Raw genomic sequence first — 26,838 nt, 5'->3', positions numbered from 1 at the left:
TCCTTAACTCAATTGTTGTACATGTCTTGTTACTTTAGGCTGATAGCTTCGCAGTTTTTGCATCGCCGAGCCGTGATGTTCAGGGTATACTTCTATCATTTCTTCCGGTTTTTCCTCCGGCTCTTCCGCCTGTTTCATCATGACGAACTGATTCAACGGGCCGCCGAGCAATCGTTCAAGCGCCGCCATTGCTTCCGGCGCTTCAATTGATCCGACTCCCGCCTGTTTCATCCGTTCTTGATAGTCGGCAGATGATACGATTCCGACACTGCCCCAGTAGCTCCAATTCATCACTGCCGCCGAATACGGCCGAACTTGAGCCAAATGAGCGGCAAAGGCATCTTTGAAACTGCATCCGGCAGCATAATTGCTTTGTCCGGCCGCTCGTGCAAATGATTGAACAGATGAGAAGAACAAAGCAAAGTCCAGCGGCTCATTTCGGAACACGCGGGCCATATTCACGCTGACATTGACTTTCGCAGCGAGCACGCTTTTCAAACGGCTTTCCGGCATATTTGCCAGGCTCTGATCCTCTAAAACAATTGCGGAATGGATGATTCCGTTAATTTGCGGGTGCGTGCGTTTGATCGTTTCATACGCCCGTGTGAGCTCATTCGGATTTGCCGCGTCAGCTTCAATATAAATCGGCGCCGGGCCGAATTGGCTGAGTCTGTCGATTTTTTCCTGGATGGCGCTGTTATGTTTTCGTCTGCCGATCCAAACGACTCGCGCCTGATATGTTTTCACGGCATATTCGCTCCATGCCTCGCCGATGCCCCCCGCGCCGCCGATGACGACATAAACGCCGCCTTTTTGGTAGGCGGGCCGGCTTGACACCGGCTGCTGTACAGGAATAAGGCGCTGTTTGTACCAGTGATTGTTCCGGTACGCCCATGTATTGCCTTGCTCATCAAACGGCGCTGAGAACAGCTCCGCCTTTGAAACATCTTCCGGACATCCGGCATCAATCAGCCTTGTTTGCCAGTTCGGATACTCTTTTGCGAGCGAGCCGACCAAACCGTGAATGCCTGCATGAGCCGGATCAATAATGTCCGCCGGCTGTACGGACTGTGTTTTTATTGTGACTGAAGTCAAGCTGATTCGCTTGCCTCCATATCCTAAAGCAAGCATGGCCTTAATCACTCTGTACATCTGAATGACGCCCGCATCCTGAGCTTTTACCATGTCATCAGCGCTGTGAAAAGGAGCGATCCATACGATATGCCCGAAAGACCCTGTTGCTTTCAGTTCAGCCGCAACAGCCTCTATTTCATCCTCCGGGTTGATATGAAGCCGTTTCGCAGAAGGATGATGCAATTGAAAAGCCGCGCTTTCCTCATCCCCCGCGATAAAGACAACCTCTTCCGTCTTATATGCCGGGCTTTGATCACGGAATTCCGCGAGATCCCACACCGGAGCCAGAAGGTTTGCTCCATTTAATGATGTTTCCGGCGCGGGGCCTTCCATCATTCTGGAAGAAATCCCTTTAATTCTGACACAGACCCGGCCTGTCTCATCGCATAAGTCAATGTCCATACGCTGTATTTTTTCATCCGTTCCCCGGGAGCTGACATACGCCCACATGCTTGTCGTGCACGGGCTGAAAATGTCCAGTTCTTCAAGGGCGAACGGCAGTGACAGCTGGTTATCATCTGCGTGCAGCTTCAGACCGATTGTCGCTTGCAAAGCTGAATCAAGCATACACGGGTGAAGAACGTATTGATCTGCCGTTTCTTCGAGGAAGGAAGGCAGCCGGAGCTCAGCTAATGCTTGATTGCTTCCGATATGAATCTGCTGAATTCCTTGTTGTCCGGGACCGTAGTCAATGCCGATTTTGCTGAATAAGCTGTAACACTGTTCAGAAGTCAGTATACTGAGGCCGCATTGAGCTTTCAGTGCGCCTATATCACGGTGCGGAGCCTCCCCGGCGCTGAGAATGCCGGCAGCCCCCTGACAGTGTATCTGCCTGCCGCTTGCTTCTGTTTGTGAATCCGTGTAAACGTCATACACGATTTCACCGTTTTCCCTCGGGTTCAGGCTGATCTGCGCTTCAATCGGGCGGTTTCCCGCTTCGATCGGCCGAACCCAAACGATGTTTTTCAGGCGGGTGACAGAAGGACGTTCCTTTTGCCCTTTGACTGCCTGAGCAACCGCCGCCCTAGCCATTTCCAAGTAGGCAACGCCCGGCATAACCGGCTTGCCTTTAATAAGATGATCGGTGAAAATCGTCTCTTGTCCCGTAAATTCGGATCGGTACCGCTGCTCTGTTAAATCTGATACATTTTCGTGAAGCAGCGGGTGCAGCACCCGCGACGTCGGCACAGCTTGCGGTTTCTCTGCTTTCGGCCGGTTGTCCGTGATCCAGTACCGCTCTTTCGCAAACGGGTAAGCAGGAAGACTCATCCGTTGGGGCTTGATATCAGAATATAAGCCGTCCCATTTGATATCCGCGCCCTGCACCCATAATTCCGCAAGCTTGTCATTCTCTCGGCGGCTTATCAGCTCTTCGATATCCGCTTCGCCGTTTGCGCCTGCCAGAATGGATTTCAGGGAGGTTTTACCCGCTTTTCCTTTATAAATGCCCGCTATATCATAACGTCCTTTCGCACAGCTCTTTAGCTTGTCCCGCAGTTCTTCGGCCGAGGAAGCGATAATTGCCGCTCTTTCTTCCATGGCATCACGCCCCTGCTGAAGCGTGTAAGCAACATCGGCAAGATCCGCATCCGTAAAAGAAGCTTGCGCCAGCTGCTGCGCCTGTTCCTGCAGACGTTCTTCTTCTTTGGCCGACAGCACAAAGATTTGAGGGTGTGTGAAAACAGCTGTTTTTCTTTCTTCCTTCGGGATATATTCTTCAATGACGACATGGGCGTTTACGCCGCCGATGCCGAAAGAACTGATTCCCGCACGGCGCGGCAGAAGATTGCCGTTTTCGTCTTTCAATGCCGTCCATTCTCTTTTTTCCTGTACGATGTAAAACGGACTGTCTTTCAGCTTGATATACGGGTTGATGACCTCGCTGTGGAGGCTTTTTGCAAGTGTTTTATGCTTCATCTGCATCAGCACTTTGATCACACCCGCGACACCGGCTGCCAGTGACAGGTGGCCGATATTGGTTTTGGCCGATCCCAGACCGCAGTGACTCGCGTAAACGGCGGAATCGCCTGTTTTTTCGTACAGCTTTTGAAAGGCGGATTTCAGGCCGTTGATTTCGACCGGATCGCCAAGCTCCGTTCCGGTTCCGTGCGCTTCAATATAAGTGACTGTTCTCGGATCAATGCCTGCTTTGTCATAAGCCGTTCTGACGACTTCCGCCTGGGCTTTCGGATTCGGCGTCGTCAAGGAGTTCGCACGTCCGCCGTGATTGACCGCGCTGCCTTTAATGACACCGTAGATATGATCGCCCGCTTTTTCCGCTTCTGACAGCTTTTTCAAAAACAGAATTCCGGCACCTTCACTGACGGCAAATCCGTCCGCCCTGTCGGAGAATGTTTTACATTTCCCTTCTTTGCTCAGAGCGCCGGCTTTGTCATAAGCGATGTGGCCTTGCGGTGTGACGACGGTATTCACGCCGCCGGCGATCGCCATATCGCAGTTCCCGTTTTCAATGGCGCATACGGCGTGATGAATCGCGACCAGCGAGCTGGAACAAGCCGTGTCGATCGGTTCACTCGGCCCGTGCAGATTAAGCATATAGCTGACGCGGTTCGGCCCCGCTGACGGACTCATATTCGCGGCTGACGCACCGCCGATATCCAGGTCGGAAAACAGTGAGCCGTATCCGGTATTCCCCGTGCCGATATACAGGCCTGTTTTCGTGCCGGAAAGGCTTTTAGCGGAATATCCCGCATCTTCTATCGCCTTCCACGCATACATCATTAACAAGCGCTGCTGGGGATCCATCTGTTCGGCTTCCAGCGGTGAAATTCCGAAGAACAGCGGATCAAAATCCGCAACTCCGTCAATAAATCCGCCCCACTTTACATTTGTTTTGTTGGCTTCATTAAGCGGGTCACCGTAATACTCACGCCAGTCCCAGCGATCCGCCGGCACCTCTGTTATACAGTCTTTTCCTTCTTCTAAGTTGCGCCAATACTCATCAATATTTGCGGCCTTCGGAAACACTCCGCTCATGCCGACAATAGCGATCGGTTCCGGTTTATGTTCAGCCGCAGTCTGAACAGGCTGTACGGCAGTTTTTGCAAATCGTTTGTTCCCTGTCAGTCTGATGCCGCCATCATCAGTTACGCTGCTTTGTTTTTCTTCTTTCGGCTGTGTGCTGCCGGCAAATTGTGTTTGATAGTCTTCTGCTAAATGATGCGCCAAGGCTTGAATCGTCGCATATTCAAAAAATACGGTCGGTGTCAGATCAAGCTGATAAGTGTCATTCAGCTTGTTGGCGAATTCCGTCAGCGTAATGGAATCAAATCCGTATTGATTGAACTCCAATTCGATATCGATTTCTTCAATGTTTATTTTCAGAAGCCCGGAAACCTCCTTTGCCAGCAATTCCTGAAGTTTTGCCGTCAGGTCTTTCGGCGCAGGCGTTTCATCTGTTTTCTTAACCGGTGCAAAAGCTGCTGCAGGAGTCTTTTGAAGCAGCTTTTCCCGCATTACGGCGCCGTTTCCTTCCATGACGAGCACGCTTGTTTTCCCCATGCTCCATGCTTTGTAAAGAGCTTCTATTCCGGTCTCAGTGCGCATCGGCGTTACGCCGGTTCTTTTTTCGGTGAGCTTCGCCATTTCTTCATTGACTTGCATTCCGCCGTTTTTCCAAAGCGGCCAATTGACCGACAATGTGTGACCGTGGCGGTACATTGCGGTAACCAGTGCGTTGCGGTATGCCGCATAGCTGTCCATAAATGCGTTTGCCGCCGCATAATCCGCCTGTCCCACATTCCCGGTGACGCCGGAAATGGATGAGAAAACGATGAAAAAGTCCAGCGCTAAATGCTCGGTTGCTTCATCAAGGTTGACAAATCCGTCCGTTTTAGGAGCCAATACACTGTAAAACTCTTCGGTTGTTTTCTTTGCGATATATTGATCTTTCATCACACCCGCGCTATGAATGATGCCGTGAAGGCCGCCATATTCCGTCTCAATTGTTTTGACCAGGTCTGCCGCAGTTTGAGCGTTTGTTACGTCAGCCTGCTTGTATTCCGCTTTTGCTCCGAGTGATTCAAGCGATTGCAGCTGCATCCGCTGATTCTCGCTTAATGCGGAACGGCCTGTCAAAACCAGTGTCGGCTCTTTGACTTTGCGGGCGATTTCTTTCGCGAAAATAAAGCCTAAGCCCCCGGCTCCTCCGGTAATGAGATAAATGCCTCCGTCGTTCCACGGAATGCGTATTTTGCCGCCGGACACGGCCGTTTCTTTGACATCTGCGCTGTATCGGATGCCGTTTTCATATTTGATATGGCTGTCATCAGCCCGTGTTTTATTTTCTCTGATGATGTCTGTGATTCTGCCGTTTTCCGCCGGTTCTATTTCAATCAGCTGGGTTTTCAGTTTTTTATGTTCCAGGCCGGCTGTTTTTAACAAAGCTGAAATGCCTGAGAGCAGCTGATGCTTATCTGTTTTAGAGAGAACCGTCTGGATGAGGACGTCTCCATCCGTCTCTTCCTTCAGCAGTTTTTGCAGCGTCTCCAATATCCGTCCTGTATAATCACGGAAGCGCGCCGCCGCTTTCCCGTGCCGGGAGGTCATTTCAATACATTCAGCTCCCGCGGCTTCAACGGCTTGTTTCAATCCGGCGTCTGTGTCACAAAGCAACACGATATGCCGGGCAAAAACCGGTTCCGTTTGAACGGCGGTTTCATCGCTTCGGGTCCATACCGGCTCAAGCATGAGCGTTTCCGGAGCTTTTTCTTTTTTCTCAGGTTCTTTTTCAGCCGTTCTGAATGACAAACCTTTCAGCCTTACGCAAACCTTGCCGTTTTCATCACAAATATCAAGATCGCGTTTTTCAATCTGGCCGGCTTTGTGGTCTTCAGAAAGTCTGGCGTAAACCCACATCTCGGCAGCGCATGCGCTGAATACTTCAAGCTCCTGAACCGCAAACGGAAGCATCAGTTTTTCATCATTTGTTCCGGTTAATATGCTTGATGCCTGCAATGCAGAGTCCATTAAGCCCGGATGCATGACATACTCCTGTACCGTGTCCGCACAAGCCGCATCAAGTGACAGTCTGCCCAATACGAAATCATCACCTGTATAAATCGCTTTGACACCCCGGAAAGCCGGGCCGTAATCAAAACCGATTTTGCGGTACATATCGTACACTTCATCTGCAGAAAACGGTGTCTCGGCGGATTGTGATCTCAGCTTTTGGAGATCAATGACCGGAGCCTCGGCGTCAGGGCGGACTGATACTGCCCCTTGGCTGTAAACGGACGGCTGATCTGTTTCCCGGCCGCTGTAAATGTCGAATTGAACGTCATTTGCCGTTTCAGGAATGAGACGGATGTTGACATGAACCGGCTCGTCTTCAATGGTGATCGGCCGCACCCAAACCGTATTCTTAAGCTTGACGCTTCCTTGTCCGGCCGGAACTTCAGATGCCTGTTCCATTGCTGCGCGCGCCATTTCAAGATGTGCCACTCCCGGTAAAATCGGCACCCCTTTTACAACATGGTCCGCAAGGTAAAATTCTTTTCCTGTATAGATTGAACTGAACCGCTGTTCTGCAAGGTTTGAAGTATTTCTGTGCAGAAGCGGATGAAGCGCGTCTTGTTTTCCGGCAGATACAGTGCTTGTTTTTTCGTGTTTTCCGGTGCTTTTTGCCGCCCAATAGCGGTCTTTTGCAAAAGGATACGATGGCAGGCTCATGCGTTTAGGCGGCCGGTCTCCATACAGCTTCGCCCAATCGACGTTCAGCCCTTTGACCCATAATTCAAGCAGCTTCGCGTATTTGCCGCGTGCCATCCATTTTTCAACGGCTTCTTGAATTTCTTCATCTTCCGTCAGCATTTGCAGCGTGCCTTTGTCTATTCTTCCTCTGTACAAGTCCGCGTGCTTATCTCCAGTGATAAACTGTGACAGTTTTTCCTGCAGTTCTTCTGCAGATCCGGCAATAACCGCCAGACGTTCTTCCATGGCGTCCCTTCCGATTTGGAGGGTATATGCCATAGAAACGAGGGAGGATTGATCGTACCGTTTTTCAGTAAGCGCACGTTTCAGCTGTTTTGCCTGCTCTTTCAGGCGTTTTTCATTTTTGGCGGACAGAACGAAAAGACATGGGTCGATATGAAAATCATCTGCTTCCTCTCTGTCTTCTGGGATGTATTCTTCGATGACGACGTGGGCATTTACGCCTCCGATGCCGAATGAGCTGATGCCCGCGCGGCGAGGCTGTTCGTTTCCGCGTTCGTCCGTCTGCGTCTTCCATTCCATTGTCTCCCGCACCAGATAAAACGGGCTGTCTTCAAGCTGAATGTACGGATTTACCGTCTCACAGTGGAGACTTTTTACTAGTGTCCGATGCTTCATCTGCAGCAAAATTTTAATAATGCCCGCTGCTCCCGCGGCAAGGGATAAATGGCCGATATTCGTTTTGACCGACCCTAAGCCGCAATAGGCGGCCGCTTTCTCTTTTCCGTCTGCAAACGAGCTGAACGCTTGTTTCAGTCCGTTAACTTCAACGGGATCTCCCAGTTCTGTTCCGGTGCCGTGCGCTTCGATATAAGAGACTGTTTTCGGATCAATGCCCGCTTTTTTGTATGCGGCTTTAATGACTTCCGCCTGTTGTTTCGGGTTAGGCGTTGTTAAAGATGCCGCGCGGCCGCCGTGATTCACCGCGCTTCCTTTAATGACGCCGTAAATATGGTCCCCATCCGCCTCAGCGGCTTTCAGCTTTTTGAGGAAAAAGAGACCGGCTCCTTCACCATGGGCAAAACCGTCAGCCTGATCAGAGAACGTTTTGCATCTTCCTTCTTTACTCAGCGCGCCCGCTTTATCAAAGCTGATATACACATCCGGAAGAACAATCGTATTGATTCCTCCCGCCAAAGCCATGTCGCACGTTCCTTCTTCAATTGAAGAAACGGCATGGTGTATGGCAACGAGCGAGCTTGAGCAGGCGGTATCAATCGGTTCGCTCGGCCCGTGCAGATTGAGCGTATAGCTGACACGGTTCGGTCCGACAGACGGACTTGTATTCGCCGCGGATGACCCTTCAATCTCCGCATCGGCATTGGCTAAAAGAGAACCGTAGCCGGTATTTCCGGTCCCGATAAACACACCTGTTTTTGTGCCTGAGAGACTCTTTGACGCATACCCGGCATCTTCGATCGCTTTCCACGCGTACGTCAGCAAGAGGCGCTGCTGAGGGTCCATTTGCTCCGCTTCCCGGGGTGAAATCCCGAAAAATAATGGATCAAATTCAGCAATTCCGTCAATAAACCCGCCTTGGTTGACGTTTGTTTTATTGGCTTCTTTTGCGGGATCCCCGTAATAGTCCCGCCAGTCCCAGCGGTCTTTCGGAATCTCGGTCATGCAGTCTTTGCCTTCTTTCAGGTTCTGCCAGAAAGCTTCAATGTCTTCTGCCATCGGGAAAATCCCGCTGATGCCTACGATTGCGATCGGTTCCGGCCCTTGGCCCCGCTGCACTGTCTGCGGAAGTGTCTCAGGCAGAGTGCGGCGTCGCTTAACGGCCGGGCGCGTGATTTGAGTCTCTTTTACCGGTCTTGCCGATTGAACCGTTTTTGTATTTACCGCAAACCGTCCGGCAAATTCCTCTTCGTATTCACTGATTAAATGAACGGCAAATTCATGGATTGTCGGATGATCAAAGAAAATCGTCGGCGTTAACGTAAGCCGGTACGTTTTGTTTAACTGGTTCGTAAACTCAGTCATCGAGATGGAATCCAGCCCGTATTTTGTCATTTCTTCATGAGGATCAATTTTGTCAATGTTTACTTTTAACAGTGAGGCCGTCTGCTGTTTTAACAGATGCTTCACTTTTTCAAGCAGGCTGTCAGCATCAATGTCATGACGTACGCCGGTCTCTGCTTCCGGATGATCATTCTCTTTGCGGAACAGTTTTGCTTTCATGTGTTTCACATCTCCTTCAACAACCGTCATCCGGGCTGTCCCGCTCATCAAGCCTTGATATAAAGCCTTGATGCCGGCATCTGTGCCGAGCGGTGCGATTCCCGCCTCCTGCATCAGCATATCTTCCGTCTGCTTTCCTGCCTGCATTCCGCCTTCTTTCCATAACGGCCAGCTGACAGAAAGCGTCTTTCCGTATCTTTGTCCTGCGGCTTGTAAAGAACGGCGGTACTCGGCATACATCTCCATAAAGACATTTGCAGACGCATAATCAGCCTGGCCGACGCTTCCAAGCACACCTGATAAGGATGAAAAGACAATAAAGACATCTAATTTCTCCTGTTGTGACGCTTCATCAAGATACACAAGGCCCTTCACTTTCGGAGCGAGAACGTGTTGGTATTCCTCTGCCGTCTTCTTCACCATGTAGTTGTCTTTTATAATGCCGGCACTGTGAACAATCCCGTCCAGCCTGCCATGCCGTTTGCGGATATTGCGGATCAATCGGTATACTTCTGCTTCATCCGTGACATCGGTCTGCTCGTAGAAAACAGAAGCGCCGGCAGCACGTACTGTTTCCAGCATGTCTTTCTGCTTTTCTCTGAGAGCGGACCGGCCGGTTAGTATGATGACGGCGTCTTTTGTACAGTTTGCGATCTCTTTTGCAAAGATCAGACCTAAACCTCCCGCACCTCCTGTAATGAGATAAACACCTTCGTCTTTCCACGGAATGTCCGGCTCCGCTTGAGAAATATCCATCTCTTCCCAATCAGCGGCAAAGCGCTTGCCGTTTTCATATTTCACATGGACGCTTTCGGCATGCATACGGTTTTCGGACGCTTTTTCCGCTATGCCTTCAGCACTTTCTTTCTCCTCGGCTTCGATCATTTGACAAATCAGCTTGGAATGTTCAAGGCATGCGGTTTTGAAGAGGCCGGTAATGCCTGAGAACACCCGCTGTAAGCCTGCTGACCGCGTAACAGCCTGAAAAAGAACGCGGCCCTTCGGCTTGCTTTTCATTATGGTTTTGATATGGTCAAACAGCTGGCCCGCATAAGAATGATACCGCTCTGCAATAGATGCGGGACGATCGTCCAAGATAATGACGCTTGCATGTTCAAGCTTTGCTTCCACGGCCTGTTTTACGGCTTCATCGTACTCACAAAGGAAAATAATATGCTCTTCATACGAAGGCTCGTGATCGGCCGGTTCCGGCTGCTCTTTCCAGACCGGTTCAGCGAGCAATGTGTCCGTACGGCTGACAGGATCGCCTGCACCCGCGTTTTCTTCCATGATCCGTGTTGAGAAACCTCTCATCCGCACACAAAGCCCGCCGTTATTGTCATATAAATCAATATCGGCTTTTTGGATAGGATCGCCGGCTTTATTGTTCGCACTGAACGTGACGTGCACCCACATATCATCAGCGCACGGATTCAGAACGTCCAGCTCCTCTAAAGCAAACGGCAATGCGGCTTTGAATGGTTCCCCGCTTTCTGCAAGCAGCGCTCTCGTCACGTTTTGCAAATATTCGGCGGCCTGAAGCGCACCGTCCATCATACTCGGATGAAGGATATAATCAGCTTTTGTATGAGAGACGGATTCAGGAAGCTTCAATTTAGCAAGCAGCCGGTCTTCGCCTTTGTATACAAGCTGCACCCCTTTGTAACCCGGCCCGTAATCAGCACCGATCATTCCTTTGTAAAACGCTTGAGATTCGATTGTTCCCTGTGTGCACCGGCGCTTCAGCTGCTCAATATCCGCCGCTTCCTCCGGTTCCTTCCGGATGATTTCAGCGATGCCCTGATTATAAAGAGGAGCTTCTTCACCGATAGAATCGTTATCCCCGTACATTCTGTATTGAATCTGTCCGTCCTCTTCTTCATAAAGTCCGATATGGACACGGACAGCCTCCTGATCGGCTATCACCGGACGGACCCATACAATATTCTTTAAGCGCAGGCCCAGAGATTCCTCTGTTGCCCCGCCGATGCTTTTCTCCGCCGCGGCCCGTGCCATCTCAAGGGTAACGGCAGCCGGCACGATCGCCATTCCTTTAATGATATGCTCGGCAATAAAATACTCTTTTCCCGTGAATTCCGAACTGAACCGCTGCTCCTGCAAGACGGATGTATTCTGATGTACCAGCGGATGCAAAAGCTTGGTATCCGTTTGCTTCACGGTTTCTTCCGGCCAGAAGCGCTCCTCTGCGAACGGGTAGGTCGGCGCACTGATTCTTTGCGGCGCGGAATCCGGATACAATAAGCCCCAATCGACACGCGCTCCTTCAAGCCAGAGCGCCGCGAGTGCTTTCAGCTTTTCATCCCGTGTCTGACATGCCGCAAGCTCTTCCATCTCCTGAGCTGACACTTCTCTGCTTCTCACTTTTTCGCCCCGTAAGATGTTTTGGTCATTGCCGTTGATGAAATCCTGCAGCTGACGCTTCAAATCGTGACGATCATGACTGATAAAAACGGCTCTCTCTTCCATCGCTTCACGTCCGGTCTGATACGTAAATGCCAGATCATGCAAGGAAACATCGTTTTCGGCTTCATCCAGAAAGCCGGATAAACAGGATGCATAGGCAGTAAGACGCTGCTTATTTCTCGCTGACAGCGGAACGATATAAGGCGGCTGTCCGTCATTTGATCCGCTGATCGTTTTGTTTTCATACTGTTCAAAAATGGCGTGTGCGTTTGTTCCTCCGAGTCCGAATGAGCTTAACGCTGCGCGGTGCGGCGTCTCTCTCTCCGGCAGCGGTTTTCTCTTATCCGCCACATAAAACGGCGAACCGCTGAATTTGATATTCGGATTCGGTGACGTGTAATTAATGGTAGGCGCCAGCTCCCGATGATATAAACTCATGGCGACTTTGATGCACCCGGCCAGACCTGCTGCTGTATCCAAATGTCCGATATTCGTTTTTACGGAGCCGATCCCGCAATACTGCTCCCGGTCCGTGTAACGTTTATACACTTGCTGCAGCGCGGACATTTCAATCGGATCACCCAATGTCGTTCCAGTGCCGTGCGCTTCGATATAGGAAATCGTCTCCGGGTGAATATTCGTGCTGTCTAAAACATGCTGGATGACGTCAGTCTGACCTTTTACACTCGGTGCGTAAAAACCGACTTTATCCGCTCCGTCATTGTTCAGACCGATGCCTCTGAGCATGGCGTATATGTGATCTCCGTCCTGAACGGCTTGTGACGCCTTTTTCAGCAGAATGACGGCCGCTCCTTCTCCGCCCGCCATACCGTCGGCTGAAGCGTCAAATGCTTTGACATGCCCGTCGCTTGAAAAATTCAATCCGTTTTGGTGCACATAGCCGATGCCGGTCGCTGCATGCAGAGTTGCTCCGCCGACGAGCGCGTATTCCGATTCTCCGCTCGTTATGCTTTTGTAGGCTGAATAAAGACCGACTAATGATGATGAGCAATTGGAATGAACGAAATAGCTTGGCCCCTTTAATCCGAGCTTATGGGAAACCATCGTCGGAATCGTGCCGCTCTGCGCTAACACCCATGACACATAGCCGTCGGGAGATTCATGGCCTTCTGTCGTTTTTTCCGGCAAAAGCGACCGATACGAATTATTGCTTGCCGACATATAAACGCTTGTCTTCGGAATCTCTTTCGATACATATCCCGCATCCTCGACGGCTTTCCAAGAATGAAGCAGCAGAAGCCGAAGCTGAGGATCCATAAATTCTGCGTCTTTCGGAGAAATGTGAAAGAACTCAGGGTCAAAGAGATCTTTTCCTTCTATCGTCGATAATGCCGGCACATAGTCGGGATTTTCGATCAAATCTTCAGGCACGCCGGCTTCCCGAAGTTCTTCTTCCGAGTAGAAGCGGACGCTTTCCTTTCCTTCTCTTAACTGCTTCCAAAACTCATGATGGTTTTTCGCGCCGGGGAACTGGCAGGAGATCCCCACTATCGCCACACTGTCATCAAAGTAAGACGGCACCCCGTTTTGCGGTGTTTGTTCTCTTTCTCTCTCATCTTGGCCGGGCGCCTCTAATTCAGCCGCCTGTTTTGTTTCAACAATAAATCGGCTGATCGCCTGAATGGTAGAGTGTTCGAATAAATTGGTGACGGTAAAATCGCATTCCAGCTCCTGTTTAATGCGTTCTGCCGCCGCAACAGCCAGAAGCGAGTCGCCTCCCACATCGAAAAAGCCGTCTTCGATTTTGATGCCCGCCGTATTCAGCAGGTCTTCCCATATTGCGGTCACTTTCGCTTCCGCTTCTGATAACGGCAGTCTGCCCGTCTTTTCAGACCGGTGAACGATTACCTTGCGCTGTTTTAGGTCTTTGCGGTTCACTTTTCCGCTCGGTGTTAACGGCAGTGCATCCAGGCGGATAAAATGGGCAGGCGCCATATAATCCGGCAGACTCGATAAAAGATGGTTGCGGAGCGCTTTTTCGTCTGCCGTATGACCGGAGCGGGCCGTATAATAAGCAATCAGCTTTTTATGTCCGTTCTTTTCCTGAACCACAACCGCCTGGTCAAGGATATCCGGATGTTCGCTCAATTTCGTTTCAATCGCTCCCAATTCGATGCGGAAGCCGCGAATTTTCACCTGACTGTCAATCCGGCCGGCATATTCTATATTTCCGTCAGGCAGCCATCTGGCCAAATCACCTGTCTTGTAAAGTTTTTCTCCTTCACTAAACGGATTATCAATAAATGATGCCGCCGTCAGCTCAGGCTGATTGTAATAGCCTCTGGCCAGACCGGCGCCGGCCACGCAAAGCTCCCCGGCCACACCGTCAGGGACGGGGCTGAGCTTTTCATCAACGATATAAAGCCGCGTATTGTGAATCGGTTTCCCGATCGGCGTATTCCTGCTTGTGATTTCCTTTTGGCCGCAGCTGTAGTAAGCGGCATAAATGGATGTTTCCGTCGGGCCGTATATGTTTTCAATTCTGGCATGTTTGAAGATGGAAACTGACTTTTTAACTAAATCTTTCGGAAACGCCTCTCCGGCCACCATCACATATTTCACAGGGCCGTCTTCTGTAAATGCCGTATGCCGCTTTACCGTTTCCAGAAATACATTAAACACGGCGGGCGCAAAATTCAGATGCGTGACCTGGTGGGTTTGGATATATTCCATGCAAAGCTGCGGATTTTTTTCTGCACCAGGCGGCAAAATGACAAGCCGTCCGTTTCCGATAAACCAGCCGAATAATTCAGAAATCGAAACGTCAAATACGTAATTCGTTTTTAACAGATAGGCATTCTCTTGTGCGACTGGATACTCAGCTTCCAAAAACTGCAGCGTATTCATGATGGCCCTGTGCTCAACCATGACGCCTTTCGGTTTTCCCGTGCTTCCGGACGTATATAGAATATAAGCGAGATGATGCGGTTTTGAACGCGGCGTCAGTTTTGCCCCGCTCGCAGAACGTCCGCTGTTTTCAATTTCCACCGTGCTTACACCGCCGATGGCCAACTGTTCAATCATGCCGCGCGTCTTTTCCTGCGTTAATACGATTGACACGCCGCTGTCAGTCAACACGTGGGCCATCCGTTCGTTTGGAAAAGCCGGGTCCAGCGGTACATACGCGCCTCCCGCTTTTAAAATGGCGAGGATGCCGATGACCATCTCAAAAGAACGCTCCGTACAAATGCCGACCGGGCATTCCGGTGTGACGCCCTTTTCTTGCAGGTACACAGCGAGCGCCGTGCTTCGTTCATCTAATTCGCGATATGTAAGACTGTTTTCACCGAATGTGACGGCTTCTCTGTCAGGGTGGCGTCCGGCTTTTTCCGCAAATACTTCATGAATGCAGCGCTCATTCGGCTGATGGGATGAACGGCTTTCATCCCGTTTTTGATTGAGCAGGCCGGAACAGGCTTCAAAAGCGATCTCCGGATCAGAAAGCACCTTTTCTGCCAGTTTCATATAATGCTCCGCCATTCGTTCGATGAAAGAAGGGCTGTAGACATCCGGGTTGTACAGAAATTGCAGGACGGTTCCCGTTTCTTTTTTATAGACTTCAAGCGCAAGCTCAAATTCGCCTTCCTGATGAATGTCTTCTATCATTTCAATGCCGAGTGATTGATATAGTTCCGCCAGCTTTTCCGCTCCTTCTGTCCGGAAGAAGTTTTGATAGAAAAACGCGGTTTGAAAAACAGGCGACACCGCGGGCGAGCGTTCCGTCTTCAATTCTTTGACAAGCGCGGGAAACGGATACGCGGCATGGTCCAGCCCTTCTGCCAGTGTCAGCTGCAGCTCCTTCAAAAACGACGTAAAAGATTTGACGCCCGTCTCCCTGCTTCTGACCGCGATCATATTAATAAAGTATCCGATGACAGACTCAAATTGAGCCTCAGAACGCCCCATCGTCGGCATGCCGACGATGACATCTTCCTGATTCGTATATTGATAGAGCAGTCCTTTGAAAATAGCGAGATACACAACGGATTCATTGACATTATTTTTTTTGGCGCAAACTTTAATCTGCCGGTTCAGTTCATCAGGAAGCAAGCGCTGATACGCCTGCCCTTTGCAAGTTTGAACCGATGATCTCGGATAATCCGACGGAAGCTCAAGCACCGGCAGCGGTCCTTCCAGCTGCTTTTTCCAATAAGAGAGATGCGTTTTTCCCGCTTCGCTTTCCAGCAGCTCTTTTTCCCATTTCACAAAGTCATGATAATCTGCGGCCTGCTGAAGCATGACAGGTTCTTTGCCTTCGCTTGCTTTTACATAAGCGTCCAGCAGCGCCGACATAAACGTCATAAGAGAGACGCCGTCAAAAATGATATGGTGAATGGTGATTAACACAATCGGCTCCCGCTTCGCCCGCCGGAATACTTGAACACGCAGGAGCGGCCCGGTTTCAAGCGAGAACGGTTCTTTTGCTTTTTCTTTAATAAACGTAAGCGCATCACGCCCGCTTAATTCAGAAAGATCCATTTCTTCAATCGGAAAATGCCGATCCGTATCTTCTATCTGATACGGAAGGCCGTTTTCCTCTTTTATCACACTGGTCAAAATAGGGTGCTGGCGCTGCACGGACAAAAGGGCGTTTTTGAATGTCTCGATATCCAGCTTTTGAAAACGAAAGCATAACGGAATGTTATATGCGCTCATCTCCGGAAACATTTTCTGAAGCATCCACAAACCTTTCTGGCCTTCAGAAAGCGGACGTTTTGCAGTTGTCCGCTTGAAAGCCTGAAGCTTTTGTTCTACTTCAGCGATGGTGAGCGTTCCTGATCTGTAGGCATCGAGAAGTTCTTTATGATTCATAGGTCTTACTCCCTTCTATGATGTCTTGCACTCTTTTAAAATCTAATGTCCCCTCAGAGACCTGTTTCATCATGGCGATGATCTCCTGATCCGTATACTCCTTGCTTTCCGGAGCGGCGGCTTCTGTTTCGGTTTCTTCCGTTCTGTAAAACGTTTCGATCGTTTCTTTGTGTTCTGTCAAGTAATAGCTGATGACGTCTCCGAGCGTGGCATAGCTGTAAAATAACGCCGGAGTGACTTCAATGCCGTAATGACTCGTCAAAAGAGCGGCAAATTTGGCTAAATAGATGGAATCAAATCCGAATTCCGCCCAGTTTTTATGCAGGACGAGTTTATCTTTGGATATTTTCAGCAGACTGTGTATCTGCTCTTTCAAATCCGCTTCGAGCCGTTTTTCCGTGCTTTCTTCCGGAATGCGGCGGCTCACGGTTTCCAAAAGCGCTTCCGGTTTTGATGAATCGTCCCGCCGTATGCCTAAAAATCGTTCGGCACGGCTTCTTTTACCGGCAATGATAAGGCACTGGGTGTTGTCTTGAGAAATAACGCGCTCAAACAGCTCAATGCCTTCATCTGTTTCTAACAGGCGCTGGCCGCTTGATTTCAGGTACATGCCCGTCGTCTCTTCACCGCCGACGGCCATTCCGCCGTTTTTCCAGACCGGCCAGTTGATGACAAAAGCGTTTCCGCTTTCTGATTGTTCGTTTTTATAGCGGGCATACGCCATTTGGAACCTGTTCGCGACCGCGTAATCACAGCAGCCGAAATCTCCTAAAACAGCCGATGTGGATGAAAAGTAGCAGATGAAATCAGGCGTTTCGTTTTTCAGCCACTCGTCAAGAAGCAGGCTTCCGTTTATTTTCGGTTCAAGCGTACTGCGGAAATTCCCGATTTCATTTTCAAAGACGGATGTTCTGCTTTCGATGCCCGCCGCATGAATGACGCCGTGAATGGCTCCGAATCGTTCTTTCGCGCGCTTGATGCAGTCGCCCATTCCGATCGGATCACAAACATCGGCTTCGGCGTAAAGAACACCCGCGCCGAGATTTTCCAGGTCTTTCATTTTTCCTTTCTTTTCTTCATTGATCGGCGACCGCCCCGTGAGAATGACATTTGCCTGGTAGTTCCGGGCGAGATGGCGGGCAAATAAGTAGCCGAGCCCTCCTAATCCGCCTGTAATGAGATATGTTCCGCCGGTTCTGATCCTGCTGTTTTCTTTCGTTAGTCCGGTTGGTTCGGTGTGATAGACATATCGTTTTCCCTCTTCCAAGAAAACGGTTTGGTCTGTTTCAGCTTTCAGCTCGTCCCAAATGGTCCTCATCCAGTCCGTTATGGCCGCACCGGCTTTTCTGAAGTGGCCGGTAACACTTGTTTTCGGGAGAACAATGCCGAGCGAACGCTCAAAGCCGATCCATGATTCCAAGTAGCACCTTTCCAGACCGGATGCATATTCCCCCGCCAATAACAGCCTTTCCGGCTGCAGACCGGTCTCAGCCATTGCTTTGAGAATATGGACGATACATGAATAATCTTCGATGCAGCTTTTATCTTCAAGCGCCCATAAATACAAAATGGCAGAAGCTTCACCGTACTCTTTTTGAATATCCGCAAAAGCGTTCACATATGATTGCGGATCTTCCCGCACCACTTGGCAGCGGCCGGCGGACAGAGCCTCATACCGGTCTCCCTGAGCGATAAAAATAACGTCAATGCCACTGTCATACGATTTGATCACAGAGACGGCTTCCTGCTGCTTCTTCTGATCAGATAAGAAAGAAATCACCGTTTTGACTTGCTTTTCTCCGGCAGCCGGCAGAGCCTGTTCTTTAAGAACTTCTCTAAAAGCCATCACTTCAAATTGTTCCGCCGGATCATTTTCATCAGCCGGCGCCTTAACGGGCGCGGTCTTGCTTTGTACAGGCTGCTGATGCCAGAAGCGTTCTTTCGCAAACGGATAAGCAGGCAGGCTGATGCGGGCCGGAGGACGGTCTCCGTATAATTTCGCCCAATCGATGTCCAATCCTTTTACCCAAAGCTCAAGCAGCTTAGAATATTTCCGTTTGCTGATCCAAGCGTCTATGATTGTTTCCATATCATCATCCGCCGAAAATACGGCAAGCATCCGTTTGTTTTCTTCCGTGCCGTCACGGTGCAGTCCGGCGCTGTTTTGTCCGGCGATAAATCCATTCAGTTTTTCCTCAAGTTCATGAAGTGAATGGACGATAAAACCGAGACGCTCTTCCATCGGCACCCGGCCCGTCTGAAGAGTAAAGGCTATGCTCATAAGGTCGCGGCCGCTGTATCTTTTTTCACGGATGGCGTCTCTGAGCTGTTTTGCTTTTTCAGTGAGCCGTTCGCTGTTTTTCGCGGACAGGACGATGATGGCGGGCTGATCTGCCGGCGTCTCATCAGGTTCTTTGTCTGCCGTATATTCTTCTATGACGAGGTGGGCGTTTGCTCCTCCCGCGCCAAAACTGCTTAACCCCGCCCTTCTCGGTAGCTCTTTGCCGCCGATGACGGGACGTTTCCACTCACCGAGCTCCTGCTGAACGGCAAACGGCGTATACGCGAAATCAATATTCGGATTCAGCTGATCCGCGTGCAGGGACGGCGCAATTTGTCGGTCTTTGAGCTGGAATAATATTTTTGTCAGACCCGCAATGCCCGCGGCGCTTTCACAATGGCCGATATTTGATTTTGCGGAGCCGATGGCGCAAAACTGTTTGTCTGTTGTATCCTCTTCAAATGCTTTCGTTAATCCGGCGATTTCAATCGGATCTCCTAATGCGGTCCCCGTACCGTGGGCTTCAATATAACTGACGGTGCGCGCCGGGACGTTTGCCCTTTCGAAAGCTTCTTTTATTAAGGCGGCCTGCGCATTCGGATTCGGAACGGTGTATCCGTTCGTTTTGCCTCCGCTGTTAATGGTGCTTCCTTTAATCACACCGTAAATGTGATCGTTGTCGGCAATCGCTCGGTCCAACGGCTTTAATACGACCGCTCCTACCCCTTCTCCGTCGACAAAACCATCCGCGCGGTCTCCGAACGATTTGCACGTGTCGCCTGCGGAAAGCATGTTCATGACTGACAGATTCATATAATGGATCGGGTCGGTCACTATGTTTACGCCCCCGGCAATCGCACATTCGCTTGAACCGCTGTATATGCTCTCAAGCGCCAGATGAATGGCCGTCAAAGAAGAGGAGCAGGCTGTATCAACGGCAATGCTCGGCCCTTGGAAATCAAAAAGGTAAGATACCCTGTTGGCAATGGACCAATAGCCGTAGCCTGTCGGGTAGTTTTTGTTCATCGCGCCGGCAAAAACACCGATTTTTCTGCTCTGGCACAGGTTGTCAGGCGTATAGCCGGCATCCTCGATACTCGCATACGCCGTTTCTAAAAATAATCGCTCCTGCGGGTCCATTCGCTCCGCTTCCAAAGGAGAAATCTGAAAGAACAGCGGATCAAACTTGTCCATATCCTCAATGAAGCCGCCCCATTTCGTATAAATAGAGCCTTCTTTACCTTTCTCTTCATCGTAGTAATCCTGCCAGTTCCAGCGTTCCCGCGGGATTTCTTCTATGCAGTTTTTTCCTTTTTTAATATTAGCCCAAAGCTCAGCCGCTGTTTTTGCCTGCGGGTAGCGTCCTGAAACACCGATGATGGCCACGTCGCGAACCGAACTTTGCCGGACGGTCTCTTTGGCTGCCCGTTTTTCCCTCCGCCGCCAGCCAGTGTGAAGCGGCTTAGCAGGCTGTACAGCCTGAGGTTTTGGTGATGCCTTCCGTTCTTCCTGAACAGGCGTTTGTCCCGTCAGTTTGATCATCGCGTCTTTTTTCGTTTTGATTAAGTGAGCGACGAGCGCCTCAATCGTCTGATATTCAAAAAATAAAGTGCTGCTGACTTGGTCCAATACATTTCGTAACGCGTTTGTCAGCTGTACGACGACGATAGAATCAATTCCGTATTTTTCAAGCGGCGCTTTCGGATCAATTTGAGCCGGCGGAATTTTTAATGTTTCTCCGATTAACGTTTTCAAGTACTCGGTGCTTTTTTCTGTTAAAGACGTGTCGCCTTTTTGCACCGTTGTTTGCGCCTGAAGTTCCGGCGCATGTGCTGCTTTTGGCGGAGAGGTCCGTTTTCCAGCCCCTGCTTTAAGCGTTTTTTGGCGAACAATGCCGTTGCTTTTTGCCGCTATAATCTGATGGCTTAATTCATGTGCCGCTTCTGCCGGGAAGAAGACAGAATGCCAGCCTTCACTTTCTAACACGCGCTTCCAGCTTTCCGGATACAAGCCCGGGCACCCCGGAATACGAAGGGCAGAATCTTCATGCAGCCACCAGCCTTCAAGCAGTCCGAAAGTAATATGCGGGAACAGGCTGTTTCCCGCCATTTCATTTAAGAGCAGCAAACCGTTGTCTTTTAAAACGGCTTTGGCGTTTCTCAGCGTCTGTCGGATGTCTTTCGTCGCGTGGAGCACATTGGCCGCAACGACGATGTCGTATGCGCCCGGCTCTATGTCCTGGCCGGCAAGCGGCGCTTCTGCGTTAAAAAGCTTATACGTCAGATAAGGATTCCGTTTGCCGTATTCCGTCTCCGCATGCACGAGAAAAGCTTTCGATACATCGGTGTAACAGTATTCTTTTATATGGTTTTGATACGGCCTAAGCTTTTCAAATATGCCTGCGCTTGTGCCGCCTGTGCCCGCTCCGATTTCCAGTATGCGGATCTCGGCTTTTGAATGTTTGCTGATGTTTTCTTTCACATAAGCCGTTAATGTATCTGACAGGGCGCTGTTAAAGTAATCCGCGACTTGATTGTGCTTATAAATTCCTTCAACAAGTTCCATTGAAGAGTGCGGGAACATGATGTCTGTCGCCGGCACGTCTTCACGCAGAATGTCCGGCAGTGCTTTAAGCATCGTCTCGGCTAAAACAGTCATCGCTTTTGTATCGGCGTTATTGAGCCATTCCTCTTTTTCCCGCTCCCATTTTTGCCATAGCGCGGCGGTTGTGTTTTCGGCTCGCGCCGACAGTTTATATGAATCCGCATTCCCTTCCAGATAGCCATGTTCCAGAAGGAAAGCGATCGTTTGATTGAGCCATTTTTTAAAGTATTCATGTTCGGGCTCATACGCTTTAAGGCTTTGCGGCGTCAGCAAGTCTGCTTCTTTAAGCTGGGCGATCAACAGCTGATACAGATAATCATCGAGCTCCTGATGTTCAGCCTCTCTAACAAGACGTGCGCCGGGCGGAGCGACCTTCGGCTGTTGTGAAAAGACAAGCGGCTGAGGCGGATAAACGGAAATCTTTTCTCTTTCACTCATCCCTTCGACTGCGACCGGTTTTGTCGTATGAATGAAAGCCGCCTGATCAACCGGCAGCGTCATAAGGGTTTCAAGCGCCTCCATTGCAGCGTCCGGTTCGATCAATCCCAATCCGATCTGATCCATCAGCTGAATAAAATCCCCGTCTTCAGCCGCTTCGCTGTTGCCCCAATAGCCCCAATTCATCACTTTGACCGGACAATTCCATGTCTGATCAAGTTCTTTCGCAAATGCGTCACTGAAAGCGCATCCCGCGGCATAATGGCTTTGTTTCACGTTATGAATAAATGCCACAAGCGAGGAGAAGAAGAGCGCAAAGTCAAGCGGCTCCCGTCCAAATACCTCCGCCATGGACACACTTACATCGGCTTTTGCCCGCAGCACCGATTTGAACTCTTCTGTCTTCATATTATTTAAGCTTTGCTCAGACAGATCCATTGCCGAGTGGATGATTCCATTCATTTTTGTGTGGCGCTCTTTTATGAACTGATAAGCCCTCTCTAAGGAAGCACTGTCGGCGGCATCGGCGGAAACATATTCAGGCGCCGGGCCGAATGCGCTGAGCCGGTCGAGTTTCGCCTGTATGGAATCATTCAGTGTGCTTCTTCCGATCCAAATGATGCGTGCTTTGTAGCGGCGGATCATGTATTCACTCCATGCCTCGCCAAGATACCCCGCGCCTCCGATCACGGCATAAACCCCGCCTGTTTGGTACAGCGTGCCGTTTTTCGGCATATTGTCAAGCGGTATCAGCTGCCGCTCAAACAGCTGCTGATTGCGGTACGCCCAAATTTGACCGTTTTTCCCGGCAGAAAGACTGAGCGCCTCTTCGATCGGCCAGCTGCCGTCCGTTTCTGTGTCAATCATGCGGATATGCCAATGCGGATATTCTTTCGCCATTGTTCCGGCAAGTCCGCTGACTGCGGCTTGTGACGGGTCGGCGCTGTCTTGATCCGAAAACGGCTGGGCATTTGCTGTGACGATGCACCAGTCCAAACGTTTTTCTCCGTACCCTAAGGCAAGTAATGCTTTCATCAGCTTGAACACATGAAGAACGTTTCTTTCCTGTTCTTTGAGGCTGTCCGCACTCTCAGCCTGCGGAGCAAGCCAAATGATTTGCTCCAGTTCTTTTTGTCCTTCAAGCATGTGCGTAAGAGATGTGATATCATCCGTACCTCTGATCGGATAATAGGAAGCGTTCGGCAGGTGTTCTTTTATGCGCGTATGTCTCGAATCCGTTCCTCCGAATACTGCCGTCTGCTTATCCGCCGCTGCTTCCCCGGCTTTTTCAAGCGCAACAGGCTCCCAAGCCGGAATCAGCATCGTATGGCCGACAGGCGCCTCCGAGGTTTCTCCGCCCGCTGTTTGGCTTGTGTCAAGCGCCCGGACAGACGCGCCTTTCATCCGGACATAAACTGTACCGGCATCATCGCACATATCAATGTCAAATTTTCTTACGTTGTCATCTGCTTTGCTGCCTTCTGTGTACCGGATATATGACCAGATATGTTCAGGACACGGTCCGAACACTTCCACTTCCTGCATCGCAAACGGCAAAGAAAGCTCGTGGCTGTCTGCATCATCATGTATCGATCGGACAAGCAGACCGACGGAAGCGTGAAAAGCGGCGTCCATCATACTCGGGTGAAGCGTATACTGTTCTTTTTTGTCATGTACGGCTGCTGGGAGTGAAATACGGGCCAATAATCGGTCTTCTCCGATCAGCAATTGCTGTACGCCCCTGTATGCCTCTCCGTAATCCAGACCGATCTTCTCAAAAGCACCGTAACATTCTTCCGCAGTCACGATTCCTAAATTGCAGGAAGTTTTGACAGACTCGATATCAATCTGGGCGCTTCCCGGTTCGGTAATGACCGCTTCACCCTGGCTGTGAATAACCGGATCTTCGCCGTTTTCTGCCTCACTGTATATTTCATAGGTAATCTCACCATTATCTTCTGGGTAAAGGGCAATATGTATTTCCTTCGGTTTGTCTTCAATCATGACCGGCCGGACCCAAACAACCTGTCTGAGTGTGACGCTATGGTCTTTTTCCGTCACGGCAGCAGCCTTTTTGACCGCCTCTGCGGCCATTTCCAAATAGGCGACGCCCGGCAGTATTTTTTGTCCGTTGACGACATGGTCAGATAGGAAAAATTCATCTCCCGTAAAAAGAGACGTGAAGCGCTGCTGCGAAAAATCTGACGTATTTTCTTGTAAAAGCGGATGCAGTACTGTGCCTGACAGGCTTTTCTCCTGTTTTTTCTGCTGCGGAATCCAATAGCGTTCTTTTGCAAACGGATAAGTCGGAACGCTGGTTTTACGCGGTTTACCCGAAGCGTACAGCTTATTCCAATCTATTATTTTCCCTTCTGCCCATAACGCGGCAAGCCGTTTCGGATCGTCCGTCTCGGGAGCGGCTTCGCTCATCTCCGGCAGCTCAGCTTGTCCGCGCCATAAACCGGGGATGTTTTCGTTTCCTTTTACGAAATCATTCAGCTTTTGCTTCAAGTCGCGGATGTCATTTACAAGGAAGACAGCTCTCACCTCCATTGCTTGACGTCCTGTCTGAATTGTATAAGCCAGTTCAGACAGCACCGTCTTTTCTGAAAGCGATCGGGCTAGTTTTTCCGCATAGGCCAGAAGCCTGTCTTTATTTCTTGCTGACAGCGGGATGAGTTTTGCTGCCTCGTTTTCAGGTGCAGGCGCTTTTTGTTCAGGCTGAATGTATTCTTCTAAAATGATATGGGCATTCGAACCTGATGCACCGAAGGAACTGAGCCCGGCCCTGCGCGGATAATGTGTGACTTTACCGTTTTCTTCAGCTGACGGCTGCTTCCACGGAGCAGTCTGCTGCTGTACGTAAAAAGGAGTTTCCTCAAATTTCAGGTAAGGATTTAATTCCGCAGAATGCAGTGATTTGACAATCGTTTTGTGATGAAGCTGCAGCGCCGCTTTTGTTAACCCGCTGATCCCCGCCGCTGATTCTGCGTGGCCGATATTTGATTTGACCGAACCGATGGAACAAAATTGCTGATCCTGCGTCCCTTGGCTGAACGCTTTTGACAGACCTTCAATTTCAATCGGGTCTCCTAACGAAGTACCTGTGCCATGGGCTTCCACATAACTGACGGTCCGCGGGCTGATACCTGCTTTTTTCAGACAGGCCTTAATGACTTCTGCCTGTGCAGCAGGATTCGGGACGGTAATTCCGCTTACTTTCCCGACGTGGTTAACGGCGCTTCCTTTAATGACCGCGTAAATGCGGTCGCCGTCTTGTTCGGCTTTTTCCAGCGGCTTCAGCAATACCGCACCGACTCCTTCTCCGGAAACGTAGCCGTCCCCGCCCTCGCCGAATGTGCGGCAGCGGCCGTCACTTGAGTGCATGCCCACGCTTCCGTAGCTGAGATATTTCGCCGGGTGCAGCGACAAGTTCACCCCTCCCGCAAGCGCGGCTTCACATTCGCCGCGGCGGATGCTTTCAATGGCCAGATGAACGGCGGTCAATGATGAGGAACAAACGGTATCCACCGCGATGCTCGGCCCGTGGAAGTCACAATAATAGGACACTCTGTTGGCGATCTGCGCATAATTCAGTGAAACCGGAAAAGGATCAGTTTCAGATAATTGTTCTGCGCCGATTAAGGAATAATCTTTATGCATCACCCCTGCAAATACGCCGATCGGATGCTGTTTCTCCCCTTTATTTCCCAGCGTTTCAGGCGTATACCCTGCATCTTCAATCGTTTCCCAGCATGTTTCTAAAAACAGGCGCTCCTGCGGGTCCATCGTTTCCGCCTCACGCGGTGAGATTCTGAAAAACTGGGGATCGAAGCAGTCGGCATCGTCAATGAAACCGCCCCATTTTGATACTGTTTTTCCAGACGGGGACGTTACGTTTTGATATGTTTTCCAATCCCATCGGGACTTCGGAACTTCAGTGATGCAATCCGTGCCTGCCTTCAGGTTTTCCCAAAACTCCGCCACACTTTTCGCTTTCGGATAGCGGCCGGCCATTCCGATAATCGCGATGTCTCCGGTGTTTTTATGATGTTCTGGCGCGTCCGGCGCTTCAGCTTCAGACCGTGATGGTTCGGCTGCACGTTCCGCACATTCCAATGAAACGGTCTTTTTCAGATAGGCTGCGAGTTCTTTTATATTTGTATATTCAAAGAGAAGAGTGGGCGCGAGGTCCGCACCCGTCTTTTTATTGATATCCTGTACAATCTCAAGCAAAGAAGATGAATCCAGCCCAAGCTCATAGTAGCCTGCAAGAACGTCCAGCGTCTCCCAAGGCTGCCCAAGCTTATCAGCCAAAAGCTTCTTTAAAAACAGAATGATGTCTTTTTCATCTGCGCTTTCCGGCTCAGTTGCAGCCTGTTGATTCTGTTCGGCTGTATTCTCGTCTTCTTCGAACCGAACCGCTTTTCCCGTAATGTTTTTAAGCTCCGCCACCTTTTGTCCGGATCGGCTGAAGTACTCGATCGTCATCGTTGTGAGTTCTTTTTCCTGACGGACGCCGGAAGCGGCGATACGCGCCGTGCACTCAGATTGCAGTCTGTCGGCGGCCGTGAACGATTCATAATATAAAGGCAGATGAAGCCGGTTTGTTTCAGAAAGCAAACCGCTCGCCCCGATTCCGCTCGCATCCAAAAGGGCCGGATGGAATAAAAAGAAATCCTTTCCTTCTTCACAAGAAAGCTCAGCCAGCATGCCGCCTTCTGTTTCGTACAATCGTCCGTTCGATTTCATCATGCCGGAATGAACCAAGTCATGATCCAGGCAGCGGTTATACATGTCATCAAGATTCAGAGATCTGCCTGACTGCTTCACATCGCCGAAATCAATGGTTTCGTCAAATGTCACAGCGTCTCTTTTCACCATTTCAGCCGTCGCATATTGTATATTGTCTGACAGCTCGTCACCTTGCTGTTTCTGCCCTGAAAGGGAGATGAGCCACTTTCCATCTCCGCTATCAGAACATTGAATGGTCAGAATGATTGCAGCCGTTTCACTTACGGTTAAAGGCTGATAAATCGTAACGTGCTTCAATTCGAGCTCATTGTATACATAACCGTGTTCCTGAAAAACCTGATAAATCAAATCGATATAAGCAAGACCGGGCAATACCGCTTCACCAAAGACCTTATGGCCCTTCATGATGGGATGATCCAGTGAGATATTGATTTTTTCCGATATCATTCCTTCCC

At 50.2% G+C, this 26,838-nt stretch carries 2 protein-coding genes; both read right to left on the bottom strand.

What is annotated here, in order from left to right; genetic code table 11:
• Positions 1-3: 3 nt before the first annotated feature.
• Entirely contained in the window at positions 4-16,305 is a 16,302-nt protein-coding gene (locus NQS30_RS08190) for a non-ribosomal peptide synthetase (protein ID WP_218791641.1), read from the bottom strand.
• Positions 16,295-26,830 carry a type I polyketide synthase gene (locus tag NQS30_RS08185; RefSeq protein WP_015239891.1) on the bottom strand — a complete coding sequence of 3,512 codons (10,536 nt, stop codon included), beginning with the start codon at positions 26,828-26,830 and terminating at the stop codon, positions 16,295-16,297. Before NQS30_RS08185 ends, NQS30_RS08190 begins: the two co-directional genes overlap by 11 nt.
• Positions 26,831-26,838: the final 8 nt, after the last annotated feature.

Source organism: Bacillus sp. B1(2022) (genome assembly GCF_040259625.1).
In the GTDB taxonomy this organism is placed as follows: domain Bacteria; phylum Bacillota; class Bacilli; order Bacillales; family Bacillaceae; genus Bacillus; species Bacillus velezensis.
Note: the sequence above shows the minus strand (reverse complement) of the source record. Positions and strands in the feature narration are given on the sequence as shown.

Bases quoted from the DNA above. Each gene is read 5' to 3' on its own strand.
- NQS30_RS08185 (WP_015239891.1), bottom strand. From the start codon at position 26,830: ATGATATCGGAAAAAATCAATATCTCACTGGATCATCCCATCATGAAG.
- NQS30_RS08190 (WP_218791641.1), bottom strand. From the start codon at position 16,305: ATGAATCATAAAGAACTTCTCGATGCCTACAGATCAGGAACGCTCACC.